This window comes from Pseudobdellovibrio exovorus JSS (genome assembly GCF_000348725.1).
Lineage (GTDB): Bacteria > Bdellovibrionota > Bdellovibrionia > Bdellovibrionales > Bdellovibrionaceae > Pseudobdellovibrio > Pseudobdellovibrio exovorus.
On sequence record NC_020813.1, the window covers coordinates 1,482,993 to 1,496,363 of the forward strand.

At 36.4% G+C, this 13,371-nt stretch carries 13 protein-coding genes; 4 read left to right on the top strand and 9 right to left on the bottom strand.

Annotated features, from left to right (window positions below):
* Nucleotides 1–45: 45 nt before the first annotated feature.
* Nucleotides 46–1,410 (bottom strand): hypothetical protein, encoded by a 1,365-nt coding sequence (locus A11Q_RS07335; RefSeq protein WP_148284963.1) that lies wholly within the window; start codon nucleotides 1,408–1,410, stop codon nucleotides 46–48.
* A gap of 139 nt (nucleotides 1,411–1,549) precedes the next feature.
* On the opposite strand from A11Q_RS07335, the gene A11Q_RS07340 reads away from it, so the two are divergent.
* The 4 genes from A11Q_RS07340 to A11Q_RS07355 are packed head-to-tail and all read left to right on the top strand — an operon-like array spanning nucleotide 1,550 to nucleotide 5,661.
* Entirely contained in the window at nucleotides 1,550–2,737 is a 1,188-nt protein-coding gene (locus tag A11Q_RS07340; RefSeq protein WP_015470168.1) for an O-antigen ligase family protein, read from the top strand.
* Nucleotides 2,734–3,912 carry a hypothetical protein gene (locus A11Q_RS07345; protein WP_015470169.1) on the top strand — a complete coding sequence of 393 codons (1,179 nt, stop codon included), beginning with the start codon at nucleotides 2,734–2,736 and terminating at the stop codon, nucleotides 3,910–3,912. The genes A11Q_RS07340 and A11Q_RS07345 overlap by 4 nt, the downstream gene beginning before the upstream one ends.
* Entirely contained in the window at nucleotides 3,909–4,523 is a 615-nt protein-coding gene (locus tag A11Q_RS07350) for a sugar transferase (RefSeq protein ID WP_015470170.1), read from the top strand. The genes A11Q_RS07345 and A11Q_RS07350 overlap by 4 nt, the downstream gene beginning before the upstream one ends.
* Entirely contained in the window at nucleotides 4,516–5,661 is a 1,146-nt protein-coding gene (locus A11Q_RS07355) for a DegT/DnrJ/EryC1/StrS family aminotransferase (protein WP_015470171.1), read from the top strand. The genes A11Q_RS07350 and A11Q_RS07355 overlap by 8 nt, the downstream gene beginning before the upstream one ends.
* Here the strand turns inward: A11Q_RS07355 and A11Q_RS07360 are convergent.
* Genes A11Q_RS07360 through A11Q_RS07395 form a run of 8 tightly spaced genes read right to left on the bottom strand, consistent with a single transcriptional unit; the run spans nucleotide 5,642 to nucleotide 13,280 of the window.
* On the bottom strand, nucleotides 5,642–6,793 hold the full coding sequence (locus A11Q_RS07360) for a glycosyltransferase (RefSeq protein ID WP_015470172.1): 1,152 nt from the start codon (nucleotides 6,791–6,793) through the stop codon (nucleotides 5,642–5,644). The genes A11Q_RS07355 and A11Q_RS07360 overlap by 20 nt on opposite strands.
* A 10-nt stretch (nucleotides 6,794–6,803) precedes the next feature.
* Nucleotides 6,804–7,460, bottom strand: coding sequence for an acetyltransferase (locus A11Q_RS07365; protein WP_041575861.1), 657 nt, complete (start codon nucleotides 7,458–7,460; stop codon nucleotides 6,804–6,806).
* Complete coding sequence (locus A11Q_RS07370; RefSeq protein WP_015470174.1) at nucleotides 7,453–8,139, bottom strand: hypothetical protein; 687 nt, start codon at nucleotides 8,137–8,139, stop codon at nucleotides 7,453–7,455. Before A11Q_RS07370 ends, A11Q_RS07365 begins: the two co-directional genes overlap by 8 nt.
* A gap of 19 nt (nucleotides 8,140–8,158) precedes the next feature.
* Complete coding sequence (locus A11Q_RS07375) at nucleotides 8,159–9,292, bottom strand: hypothetical protein (protein WP_148284964.1); 1,134 nt, start codon at nucleotides 9,290–9,292, stop codon at nucleotides 8,159–8,161.
* A 1-nt stretch (nucleotide 9,293) separates the two neighbouring features.
* Nucleotides 9,294–10,220 (bottom strand): glycosyltransferase family 2 protein, encoded by a 927-nt coding sequence (locus A11Q_RS07380; protein WP_015470176.1) that lies wholly within the window; start codon nucleotides 10,218–10,220, stop codon nucleotides 9,294–9,296.
* Nucleotides 10,221–10,222: 2 nt separating this feature from the next.
* Complete coding sequence (locus tag A11Q_RS13535) at nucleotides 10,223–11,131, bottom strand: glycosyltransferase (RefSeq protein ID WP_015470177.1); 909 nt, start codon at nucleotides 11,129–11,131, stop codon at nucleotides 10,223–10,225.
* Entirely contained in the window at nucleotides 11,116–12,390 is a 1,275-nt protein-coding gene (locus A11Q_RS07390; RefSeq protein WP_015470178.1) for an oligosaccharide flippase family protein, read from the bottom strand. Before A11Q_RS07390 ends, A11Q_RS13535 begins: the two co-directional genes overlap by 16 nt.
* The gene (locus tag A11Q_RS07395; RefSeq protein WP_015470179.1) at nucleotides 12,387–13,280 is read right to left on the bottom strand and encodes a formyltransferase family protein; all 894 of its coding nucleotides are present in this window, start codon (nucleotides 13,278–13,280) and stop codon (nucleotides 12,387–12,389) included. The genes A11Q_RS07390 and A11Q_RS07395 overlap by 4 nt, the downstream gene beginning before the upstream one ends.
* Nucleotides 13,281–13,371 lie beyond the last annotated feature (91 nt).

The window sequence follows — 13,371 nt, forward strand, 5'->3', positions numbered from 1 at the left end:
AACAATACTAATTAAATATCTGATTACTTGCAATCTATTAGGTTACTATTCAATTTTCTGCCTTTTTATGAAGAACTCTTGCATCAATGATACACAAGCAGCACAACCAATCACTCCCCCAAGCGATATGTAACCAAAGCGCAATCTATAAAATGTAGCCATGTTGACAGTAGAGGCAGCTAAAACAAGTAAAAAAAATGAAGCTATTAGCAAGGGAACCAATATGGGCCATTTAGACCGAGTAATCATATAAAATAGCGCAATAGATAGAAACAGCAAATTCAACCCAGTTTCCAATATAGAAAAGTAGTGAAACATGGTCCAATTTTCCTTTTTACTCAAAAATACTATGGGTTCAACATATGCTAACCTCAACAATATCGGGATATTACCCAAAGCATAGCTCGGGGTATCTACCCGCAGGTCAGTATATGCTTGCATCTCATAATATGCCTTATCTCTACTTTCTGGGAAATTGGCGACAGATCTCAAGCGTATTATTTGAATATTACATAACTGACGCCTAACAATTTCGGGGAAGAAGCGATCAAAAGAGTTCTCAGGCTGACAAAACTCTGTCTCTTCTTGCTGATGCGCCACGGCCCTTGATGGTAAGACAGTCCCAGCAGGCACTCCTCTGCTCTGGTGTAATGCTCCTATATGGCCTATTTTTTGACCGACAAAAAGTAAGACTAACGAAATTAAAAGCAAACATACCGAGCGTTTAAGAGCCTCTTTAGTTTTTAAATGAACAGCCAAATATAGAGCCAGACCCACAATACATATTGAGTAAAAATTAAGTAGATAAGTTCTAAATATCAATACTAACACTATACTTAAAAATAAAGTTAGATAAGACGTAAACCTTTTTTTTTCCTTCAGGAACTGATCTAATATAAAGACGACAAACAAGTAAAATGAGAGAAACACTAATCCGTCCCTATGAACTTGGGAATAAAGCACTGAAGCTGTAGGAACTGCAAAAAACACTAAAATTGCTACACACGCAGATAACGACGAAAACTTCAGTCTTTGCAAAATTATAATTAAACACACACAACTCAGCGCATGAACCAGAGCATTGAACGGAAGCAGCACCCAAGGTTCATATATGTCTGTGATATAATAAGCTGTTCCTAATAAGTACACAGGAGAGAGCTCTAGCGGAACTAGCTTAAAGTTAAACCCCGTAACTTTAGCAGTTTCCGCAAACTGAATTGCCATCTCATGAAAATAAACCCAATCCCCTTGCGTAAGACCATGCCCCCAATAAGTACCTGAAAACCAAACTGGATAAATATAGAACTGAAGTAAAAGCCCTACAGATAACGCCCATATATAGGGGGCACCAAATATCCATAACCACTTGATGTTATATTTCTGTAAATTTCGCACCATCCCCCGCTTCATTTTTATCTTAAAATACTACCTCACTATTGGGAAATACATGTCAACTTGGTTCTCAAATACCATCAATATGACTGCTCAAAAAATAACCCTAAGCTTTTCTTTTAGTTGTAAATATAGTACTAACTGATAGCTTTGGAGGATGTTTGAGTTTTTAGTTGGATTAGCCACATTAGGTGGGGTGACATCACAGACCCTGATGGACACCTCGTTTATATTAATTTTCTTATGTTTTATTTTCTCAGCATGGAAAAGTAAAAGTGTACAGCCTCATTTTAAACCTACTGGAATTGAGTGGGCATTTTTAGGATATGTCTTTGTCGTTATTGTCAGCTTAATCATCAATGGGAAAGAACCCGTACCTTGGTTGTTTTATCTTTCAAAATTTAATTGGATCATAAATTTTTATCTTTTGATTTATGCATTCAGCAAAATCAATGTAAACTATGAAAGATGGATAAATTTTTTTTCAATTGCTTTTTTGCTGCCAAACATCTACGCGATAGTCATATACTTCTTAGGCTATGATCTAATTACCCAAAAAGTCATTCATGGGACAGTCGGCCTAGTAAACAGCGCGACATACCATGCCCATGGTAACTCCCTGATTTTCATGTTTTTTGTAACAATTTACTTATTGAACTTTGAAAAAATTCACAAAAGAACAAAAATATCTGGGGCGATCACTCTATGCATCATGGGCATAAGTATTTTTCTTACGTACACTCGTGGAATTTGGGGCGCATTATTTATTTCATTGCTAATTCTTAGCTACATCAAAAATAAGAAACTCTGTCTACTCTATATAATATCAACAACAATTATCTTATCAATTGGCTTGCTAACATCCGAAACTCTTTATTTGCGGGTAGTTAACAGCTTTTCAAGCGATTCTGACCAAATGAGATCACAACTTTTACAGGTTCATTGGCTCATGTTTAAAGATCATCCTTGGTTTGGAATTGGCTATTGGGAGTCTTACAGACAAATCGCCGATTACTGGCCTCGTATCGGCTTACCCGCCGATCACTTTGAATCTCACTCCCATAATCAATACTTAAACGTACTAGCGACGACCGGAATAACAGGCTTTATATTTTTCATGTCTATTCTCGTATTCTTTCTACGCAAGAGCGTTTCTTTTATGAGTAAAACCTTTAATGACCAGCTTTACCCCCTCGCCTGTGCATGTTTTTTAGTTTTGATTCAATTTTTACTCGCGTGTCTGACCGATGTCACTTTTGAATACTCGAAAATTCGGATGTTGGTTGTGATCACTTTTGCAATGCTAATCTCATTCTCACAGCAAAAACGCCAAGATCAGATATGAACCTCAATATCCAAGCTTTCAGCTTTAAGCATAATTTTATATATAGACTTGTCGCTTTAACCATGATTATCGGTTTTCCAAGGATCTACAATACCGAAATTCCCCTAGCCGCCCTGCTACTTCCTTTTTATCTGAAGGAAATTTACCAATTCTCAAAAAAAAATGCGGGTCTAGTCAGCATCTTCGTTTTATTGGTCTTACTTTTCTTACTAATCGGCTCCCTGTCTTTTTTAATAGGCTCAGGAGAATTCCGAGACATTTCCTTTCACTTTCAAATTCTTATCAAAATAATACTCAGTACATTATTCGGCATAATCTTATATGAAATCCTACGCCCATCAAAAGGTCCACTGTTGACCTGGTTAGTAATCCAAATATGTATTATTATAGTTTCTGGACTCAGCTCCTCTTTTTTCCAATTTATGCTGGGATTCATTTCTCCTAAGTCTGCCGATGTTTTCCAACATATCTGGGGACTTCGAACCGTAGGGTTAGGTTTACTTCATGTAGATGGTGCAACGAATATTATCTCGGCGGTTTTCTACCTATCATTACTTTCGAAACAAATGTTTCTAACATTTATCCTTTGGTTCATTATATTTCCTATATCGATGACTCTTGCTCGAAGTGCCTTGATACCCTATTCATTATTCAGTATTTTTTCATCTCGCATGCATATTAGAATACCTTTATTGTTCTCTTTGTTATGCATGTTTATTCTTAGCCCCTTTATCAGTTCAGGCCCTATGTTCGAAGCTTTGGAGTTATTCAGAAACTTTATATCTCAAGGGTCTTTCAGTAGCACCAGTGTCAGTGGCACAGCTGATATGTACAAACTGCCAACACAAATCTCGACATGGATTATTGGCGACGGACTTTTTTTCATCAACAGCCCCCTTAGCCTACAGTTTTACATGAATACCGACATTGGCTATTTACGGATTCTCTTTTTTGGAGGATTGCCATATCTTTTGCTGTTCATAGCAATAAATTCATACTTCCTGCTGCCTCTAATCTTCTGCAGGAAGACAAAGAAAACTCGCGAGATTTCGATTTTTTCTTTTGTACTCCTTTTGGTATTTGCTATCTTAAATACCAAAGGAATCCAAACAATACCCGTTTTTGCAACGGCAATCTTTTGTGTGTTTAAAGATATTAAAAAATATACGCCATGATTAAAAGCCAACCTCTTCATAAATTTATTTTCGACTTTACGATAGCATTGATTTTACTATTGTTACTGTCACCAATTTTAATTGTGTTCAGTATATTGATATTATTAATTGAGGGGCGTCCTGTATTTTTCACACAACCACGCCCTGGACTTAATTCTAAAATATTTAATATTTATAAATTCCGCACTATGTCTAACTCAGCGAACACACTTAATAGCTCAGAAGACTATCAACGAATCACTAGATTAGGATCTTTTTTACGAAGAACGTCTATAGATGAACTACCCCAACTTTTTAACGTTCTCAAAGGAGAGCTTAGTTTGGTCGGCCCAAGACCTCTTTTGGTGGAATACATTCCACTATACAACGAACGCCAGAAAAAACGACATTGCGTCAAGCCAGGAATCACAGGTTGGGCACAGGTTAACGGACGAAATGCAATAACATGGGAAGAAAAATTCGATCTTGATGTATGGTATGCTGAAAACTGGTCTATAACTCTTGATATAAAAATTTTGTTTTTAACATTCTTTAAAGTAATTCGTCCTAAAGACATTGACTCTTCCCAAGGCATTACTATGGAAAAATTTAAAGGATCATCTGATGCATAAATTTGAAAAGCGCATTTTACTTTCTCCTCCACATATGAGTGGGAATGAGATGCAATACATACAAAAAGCCTTTGATGACAATTGGGTTGTACCTTTAGGACCCAATGTAGACAGATTTGAAAAAGATATAGCTACTTATCTACAAGAGCAAGAAATATACCCAATTGCTACGTCATCAGGAACAGCGGCAATCCATATTGCGTTGAGGCTCTTAAATCTGCAGGAAAAGGAAGAAGTTTTCTGCTCTAGCAGTACCTTTATTGCGAGCGCAAATCCAGTTATGTACGAAAAGGCCGTACCTATTTTCATAGATTCCGAAAAGGATACATGGAATATCTGCCCGGCTTCTTTACTTAGAGCCATTGAGGAAAAGAAAAAAACTGGCAAGATCCCACGAGTATTGATATGTGCAGACCTGTTTGGAATGAGCGCTCGGTACGACGAAATAACGGATATCTGCAACAGCTACGGAATCTCTATTATTTCCGACGCAGCAGAGGCTCTCGGTTCTTCTTATAAAAACCGTAAGTGCGGCACACTTGGAAACTACGGAGTTTTATCGTTTAATGGAAATAAGATTATCACAACCTCTGGCGGGGGGATGCTAATAACTCACTCTAAAGAAGAGGCGAATAAAGCTCTGTTTTTGATTACTCAAGCACGCGACCAAGCCCCTTACTATCTTCACTCTGAAATAGGATATAATTATAGAATGAGTAATATTTTAGCTGGGATAGGAATAGCACAACTGCAAGTATTAGATAGTAGAGTTGAGGCTAGACGTAATGTCTATTCGTCATATAAAAACTATCTAGTAGACACGCCATTGATCTTTCTTGATGAACCAGAAGGCTACAGATCTAATAGGTGGCTATCTACCGCACTGATTCCCGACAATACCCGTATTTCTGCAAGCCAACTTATCGCTCACCTTAACGAGTATAATATAGAGGCAAGAAGAATATGGAATCCTATGCATAAACAACCCATCTTCGAGAAGAATGAGTTTTTTCATACAGAATCTAAGCCAATATCTGAATATATTTTCCAAAATGGCATCTGTCTTCCGTCTGGGAGTAATATGCCTGATGATACCGTGTATAGAATTTCAGAAATTATCAAGCTTGCCTTCCAGTAAGCTTGATATATTCATCCACCTGCAACTTCGATAGCAACTGAGTACTATAATCCCTTTTCGCTCTATCTTGTGCCAATTGGGCCATTTTTTTTCTCAAAGTCTCGTCTATAGCTAATCGACAGATCGATTCAGTTAAGGAGTCTACCTCACCTAATTTAACTAAAAGGCCTGTCTCTCCATCAACGATAGCATCCTCAAGACCAGGAATTCTTGTACCAATCGAAGGTAACCCACATGATGCAGCCTCTATAATAACAGTGCCAAAGCCCTCTCTATAACTCGGTAGACAGAGAAAATCACACGCAGAGAAGTATCGTTCGGGTTCAGAAGAAAAACCTTCATAAAACACATCTTTATGTTGGTGAATCAAATCAACGGTTATTTGATTCAAAGGGTCCAATTCTGGCTCAAATTTACCTAACAAAACTAATTTAATTCTGGAGTTAAACTTATTTGCTTTAATAAAAGCCGCCACTAAATCCTCGACACCCTTGTCCTTTGTCAATCGTCCAACAAAAAGCAATAATATATCAGTTTGCTGCAATCCAAGTCTTTCACAAAGTGCTTCCCTTGCATTTGGAAAACGAGCTGCATCGAATCGCTCGCAGTCGATACCCCCATATGATCCCTTATGTAGGCATTCAATCTGTCCTATTGCTGCCACATTTTCTTTTTCTAAGAATTTAATTTGAGAAAAACTATCAGCATAACACTTACTATTTAGTCGAATAACTAATTTATCCAAAAACTTCAACAGTGCTCGCAGTGGACCACGTAAAGTCGCCCAACGCTGCCCAGTAAACGTGTGAATAAAAACTGTATGTGGCACAAATATACCTGCTACAGCACAAAGAAGACCTGCCTTCGGAGTAGACGAATGAACAATATCGAACTTTTCTTTTCTGAAATAAAAGATTAGTTTAAAAACAGAAATTAAATCACTTATTAAATTGATCTCTCGTGCTATATTCAGCTCATACATACGGCACGCATTCTCATTTTTGAGAGTTTCTCCATACTCTCCTGGAGATGACACTAATGTCACATCACAACCGCTTATAACAAGGTATTTTAATAAATATCTTATATGCACAAAAGCTTCTGGAACAGTAACAACCCTAGCTATTTTCATCTTTTGATTCCTAAAGATACTTCTCACCTTTAATACGTCGTTTGACACTCCTACAAGGTGAACCATATGCTACAACTTCAGATTCGATATCGTGTAAAACAGTAGCTCCTGCACCTATCACAGTATGCCGACCTATTGTTCGACCATGTATAACTTTTGCCCCTAAAGAAATAGCGGAATACTCCCCGATAGCCACATTACCACCCAAAGTCGCTCCTGGCGCTAGGCTACTGAAATCTTCCAATATACAATCATGATCCACTGAACTAGCTGTATTTACAATAACATGCATACCTACTCGAACATCTGGATTTATAACAGCCCCAGCCATTACAACCACGCCATCACCTAGCGCTACACTGTTACTAATACATGATCTAGGATGTATCGCTTTTATAAATTTAAACTTTGGATTTGTTGTACGTACAAAATTTACAACTTGGCTTCTTATCCAGTTATCGCCTATAGCAACTATACCCGTATCAACATTCAAACTAGAAAAGTTATCCTGAAAAACATGGATACATCCAAGAAATTCTTGTTTACTCTCATCTTTACTACAGAATATTATTCTTTCTTTGCATCCTGTAGCCATCAAAATATCAAATACTACCTTGGCATGCCCGCCTGTTCCAAAAATTATTATTGAGTCTTTTAAATTACTCATAACTTTTTCTGTAAAATACATATTTAGGATGCAAGCTTCTTATATAGAAATACGCCATATACAGAGCTGAAACTAAGATACCAAAAGATACAAATAGAATTAAGTAAATCCCCACCCAAGAGATCACCCCTCTTTTTGATGATTCCATGAAATTTTCCATCAGTATCTTAGGCTGAGTGACAAACTTAGCCTTTTCTTTGAACAAAACCCCTTCACCTTTAGATACTGACGCATAGTTAGCATTAGCTTGTTTCGTTTGCTCTTGCATATACTCGAACAATCTCTTCATTACGCCTGCATGAAACAATTGAATAGGCTCTAAATCTGATTTGCTAAATATGTATATCTTTGATGATAGCTTAAGAACTTGTTCTTTACTGTCTATATAGCTAGATTTAACCTGATACACATGTCCTATTTCTTCGCTAATCTTAGGGGCTATTTCTTCTTCAATTAAAAAATCTACAAACTCTTTACTAATTAACGCATGAGTATACTCATGCGTAGGCACTTGTATAATAGACACATTACGCTTTGCAGATAAGAATATCCAAGACACTGCAAAAACACACAAACTTAAAACAGCCGAGCAATAGACAATTTTCCATCTATTAGAATAAAGATAAAATAGATAATATAAATATCCTTCCTCTTCAGATATTTGTATTTGATCTTTCATTCATGCCACCTTTGACCTTTTAAACTGAAAATGGTCCTCGTCCTACACCCGTTAATACGATAAAAGCTAAGCCGCATATAGCATGCAAAGCCAAAATAGAAACAACGGTTTTTTTCCATTTACTGCTATAAGAATCTATATTCCGTGTAAACTCAACAACAGATACAAGAAAGAGTATATCCACGGCCACTACATATCCCCAGATAAAATTCATACCCTCATAACGATGTCCAGATTCAGCCAAGAACAGCCCTTGTAACAAAGCCACCAAAACAATAGACCAAATAAGCTTATACTTATGACTAAAAGCTTCGATTTTGAATAATGTATAAGTAATCAATATGGGAGCCAATAGGTTTTGAATGATAGCTCCTAGTATATTGTTGCTGTACACTGACCATGGACCTGCAAGCGTAAAGACTACCGAGGACTTTTGTTCTATATCGGCCGCAAAAGTAATAAGATACTGCCCTAACAAAACACATAATGTAGGCAAAATAATTAGGACCCCTTGATATACTTTCTTTCTGAAAAGCATATCCATAAAGAGAACAGGTATAAAGCAAAGTGCGAAATTTGGTTTAATAACAGCTCCAAGGAATATCAACAAAGCCAATAGCCAACTCTGTTTAATATTCTTCCTGTCATCATCTAATAATTTAAAATAAATAAAGATAGTCAACAAAGCTACAGGCTTCAACCACGTAGATGTCGGATTATGATACGCTAATGGCGACCAAATACCTAAATAGCTATAACTATTGAAGAGAGGAAAATAAATTGCTCCCATAAGCATCGTTATACCGGCTAAAAAACCAACCCTATACTTTTCGGCATTAGGCAAGCTGTAACGAACAAAAAGCACTTTAACAATTGCCAACCCTAAAATACTTAAAACTGTAAAAACAAAAAAAGTCGTGTTCAATGTAACGTTGAATACATTAGAAATATTCAACAAAATATAATGCACAGTCAAATGAGGTAATCCCAAAGAAATAAGATCGCCAAAAGCCTTACCCTCAATAAATCTCATATGTGCAAAATAATCTGGTCCATCTATAAAACAGTACCTATATATCGAAGGGATTATTAAAGTCGCAAAAAGCAACACCACTAACAAGTCTACATGTCTCTTATTAATAATTTTCATCATTCTATGCATCAATCCCTGTTATATCTTTAACAACAAAAATAGGCCTATTCTTTGTTTGTTCAAAAACTTTATTTAAATACAACCCGATAATACCCATATTAAACATGATGATCCCTGTAGAAAACAATATCGTCACCATCATACTAGTCCATCCAGATGGAGCTAATCCAATTGAAAAATATCTAACTACAAAAATAATACCTAACAAAATACTGAAAAATGAAACCATGCCACCAAAAAGCATACATAGATATAAAGGACGTCCTGAAGATGAAATAGCAATATCAACAGCTAGCTTCAATGCCTTACGAAGAGTGTAGCCAGACACTCCTTCTACTCGTTCATTTTGGACAACTTCAACTTTGGACGAATTGAAACCCAACCATGACACTAAGTATGGAAAAAATCTCATGCGATCTCCAAGTTTTATAATATGATCAACCACTGTTTTTGAATAGATACCATAGTTTGCAACAGAATAATCTAGCTGGACACCAAGAAATACACTTAAGGATTTATAAAACATCCATGATTGTGTTCGTTTAAAGAAACTTTCGTGCCTAAATATTCTTCTAGCTTGCACAATGTCATATCCTTCATTCATTTTATCTATGAGCGCAGGTATGTATTTCGGATCATCTTGTAAATCACAATCCATAATGATGATTCGGCTCCCTCTTGCATATTGTAGCCCACAAGTGATAGCTGCATGCTGCCCAAAATTCCTAGAAAGATTAATTCCTCTTACTTTTTTTTCATGCAAGCAAATATTCTGTATCTGCGACCATGAATCCAAAGGACACGCATCATTCACCAATATAACTTCATGATCTGCATTTTGTGTTTGAAAAATTTTATTAATTTCATTAACTAACGGATAAAGTGTTTTTGGAGTTCCATAACACGGAATAACGATAGAAACCAACATATCTACTCATTCTCCTTATCTACCAACCCATTACTTAGACGGGCTGTATAAGCACTTTTTATATAGGATGGATTGAAATAAAAAATATTCCTCAATAAAAACTTAAACAGTGATAGATCAATCGTATGTACATTTTTAAGCATACCCAAAAAAGAAACTACCGCATTTGCAAATAATTGTGGACGCAAATCAGGATTTAATCCGAAGTAGTGATAAATATCCTGAAAATAGATCCGATAAGCCTTCATCTTTCCTTTGCCAGTCGACAAATACGAATTACCATTCTGGTTTATTCGGTATTTTACAAGCACATCATTGATAAAAAGGCCTTTACCATCTGGCAATAAAGAATCCATTGCAAAAAACCACTCCATAAATTCCCTGCCAATATCGTGTACCTTTCTTGATGATCTTCTATAAGCGTAGGAACTGTGTACAGCGATACTTCCCCACATAGCCATCTCTCTTGCTGAAAAAGAGACAATTTCTTGACCCGCCATAAACCCTTTTGTCGGCTTTAACAAGCTTCCATCATCGGAAAAATACAAGGCCCTGTGAAATATTATATTAACTTCACTGTCTACAGAGAACATCTGCATCTGTTTTTGAATCTTGGATGGAAGCATAACATCATCACCATCCATGTGAAAAATAATATCGCCATCAGCCTCATTATGTACTCCTACATAATTTGCCGCTGCACCTACATTCTTATCACGCAAAATCAGAGAAATTCGATCAGGATACTTATAAGAGTATTCTTTTAAAATAATGGGGGTTTTATCTTTCGAATTATCATCTGAAACTATAATATTAAACTGATAATCGGATTCTTGCGACAGAATGCTTTCTAAACATTCCACGATATATTTTTCTTGATTATACGTAGATACTACTACTGTGGCGCGCATATCTGTTCCTTCGAAAAAATATCTTTACGGTATGAGAAAAGAAAAACACACCCCGCGAGAGCAAAATAGAGCATATTTGTTAAAATAAGTGCATTATACACTTCAGAAAGACTCGAAATATAAAGCAGCTTAGTAAAAAACACAAAGCCTGCTGCTTGCAGTACCTCAGCCGCTATGTACAATTTAAAACAACCCCGCCCGACAGCAACAAAGCCAAAAACATATGCGCAGACTTTGAATAAATCAGCAATCAATTGCTGATGAATATATTGAGACGCCGCTAAAAACTCAACCGAAAGAGCAAAAGAAATCACTTCATTTCTTAAAAAATACAGAATTACAGCAAAGCAAGAAAAAAGAGCACTTAAGAACCCCACATAGCGTAATGACTGATAGAAAATAAAGGCATTGGATTTCGTATTAGAAATCTTTGGCATAAAATAATATGCTAAAAACAAAGATATAAAACTGATGTATACTGCAGAAAGCCTTAAAAGTGATTGAAAATATCCTGCATCTAATAAACTGTTTCTCTCTATCACTAAATTTCGTACGAATATTTCAGCGGCTGGTAAAAACACGGCACTGCTAACTAACATTAAGGAATATTTGAAAAGCTTTTGATATTCGCTGAACGTCTTAACATAAGATATATTCTTTAAAATGCTTATTTTCTTTCCGAAATATAACGCCGGCAACAAGATAACTGCATTTGTCACGATTAAAGCTATAGCCGCACCATTGAAGCCAAATTTAAATATAAAATAGCCCGCTAATGGCAGGGCAATAGAGCTTCCTATAACCGTAATAAAAGAAAAATAGTGTATTTTCCCCAGTCCATTTATAATGCCTATAATAAAATTTGAAAATGCATACGCAACTTGAGCAACAGCAAGAAGTAATACTAAATACCAATATTCAGCTGATCCAAAAATATAAGTAGAAATTTGATTGCGAAAAACGATAGCGATAATCAAAATCGAGACGGCACAAACAGACGTATATAAACCAGCAGCTGAGATAAACGATTTACATTTATCCTCGTCTTCTCTGTACTCGGCAACGTACTTAACAACAGCAGTCAAAATACCACCACCTGCAAACGTTACCATAGCAGAAGTCAAACTCATAAAGTTACCAAGTAACCCCAACCCTTCAGGGCCTAAACGCCAAGCAATCATCTTAATGATCACAAATGCAACCAAAATTTTAGAGCCTTGTGAGATAGTAGTTAAAAAATATGCTTGGATACTTTTCACTTCAATCTTGTCCTAATTTTTGTCCAGACAACATCTGTCTGATCATCGTCATATTTGGCACTTATAACCTTCAACATACCTTGCCCGCAAACAACAGTCGCTTCGTGGTGTGATATAGAAAATACTTTTCCTGGGGTTCTATTCTCAATTCTTAAATCAGGGGCCACTTCAGCCTCCATAATCCTCACAAGCCGGCTGCCCATCATTGTGCTGGCTCCCATAAAAGGACTTCCTACACACGAAATAAAATGGCAAATTTCTTCAGATTTATCGCACCACTGGATACGATAGTCCTCATCATCAAGCCACATACTGTAACTAATTTCGTCGATATTCTGAACTCTACCTGATAGATCTACACCTTGTGTTTCAAACATCTCCGATACCTTAACAGCAAGATTAGCATATTCATTTGAAATCCTATTAATTTGCTCTGCAATTGTCGTTGGATAATCTACCTTCAAGACTACTTGCCCGAGTATATTACCAGCATCATAATCTTTGTTCCCCCACAAAGCCGTAACACCAATTTCTTGGTCTTTATTCTTAAGGCAACTCACCAATGGAGCAAAGCCACGATAGCGCGGCAGTATCGAATCATGAAAAACAACTAGCTGATTTTCAGGGATATCACGAATCATCCACCTCCATCCTGCCGCAATTGCATATGAGTAATGAAAAGGAAGATCCTTTACAGAACAGTTATTTGATTTAAGAAAAGGAATTTGATGTGCTTGGCATAGCTCAATTACCTCATCAGAATAATCGGTTTTGACATTTTTATCTGTTCCCACAATTACAAAAAGACGACTCTGATTTAGGCCTTTTCCTATTAGTCCTTTAACGACCGAATAACCCTTTTGTCCTAAAGAAAACACTAAGAAATTCATATCTTTACCCACAAATTTGATTAAATAAATTTAAACAAAAGACAGTATCCTAGGGATAACCTTAACACAAAACAAATGCCGCGACGCAATA

Excerpts from the sequence above, each read along its gene's own strand:
- A11Q_RS07335 (WP_148284963.1), bottom strand. The coding sequence starts at position 1,410 with ATGAAGCGGGGGATGGTGCGAAATTTACAGAAATATAACATCAAGTGG.
- A11Q_RS07340 (WP_015470168.1), top strand. The coding sequence starts at position 1,550 with ATGTTTGAGTTTTTAGTTGGATTAGCCACATTAGGTGGGGTGACATCA.
- A11Q_RS07345 (WP_015470169.1), top strand. The coding sequence starts at position 2,734 with ATGAACCTCAATATCCAAGCTTTCAGCTTTAAGCATAATTTTATATAT.
- A11Q_RS07350 (WP_015470170.1), top strand. The coding sequence starts at position 3,909 with ATGATTAAAAGCCAACCTCTTCATAAATTTATTTTCGACTTTACGATA.
- A11Q_RS07355 (WP_015470171.1), top strand. The coding sequence starts at position 4,516 with ATGCATAAATTTGAAAAGCGCATTTTACTTTCTCCTCCACATATGAGT.
- A11Q_RS07360 (WP_015470172.1), bottom strand. The coding sequence starts at position 6,793 with ATGAAAATAGCTAGGGTTGTTACTGTTCCAGAAGCTTTTGTGCATATA.
- A11Q_RS07365 (WP_041575861.1), bottom strand. The coding sequence starts at position 7,460 with ATGAGTAATTTAAAAGACTCAATAATAATTTTTGGAACAGGCGGGCAT.
- A11Q_RS07370 (WP_015470174.1), bottom strand. The coding sequence starts at position 8,139 with ATGAAAGATCAAATACAAATATCTGAAGAGGAAGGATATTTATATTAT.
- A11Q_RS07375 (WP_148284964.1), bottom strand. The coding sequence starts at position 9,292 with ATGATGAAAATTATTAATAAGAGACATGTAGACTTGTTAGTGGTGTTG.
- A11Q_RS07380 (WP_015470176.1), bottom strand. The coding sequence starts at position 10,220 with ATGTTGGTTTCTATCGTTATTCCGTGTTATGGAACTCCAAAAACACTT.
- A11Q_RS13535 (WP_015470177.1), bottom strand. The coding sequence starts at position 11,131 with ATGCGCGCCACAGTAGTAGTATCTACGTATAATCAAGAAAAATATATC.
- A11Q_RS07395 (WP_015470179.1), bottom strand. The coding sequence starts at position 13,280 with ATGAATTTCTTAGTGTTTTCTTTAGGACAAAAGGGTTATTCGGTCGTT.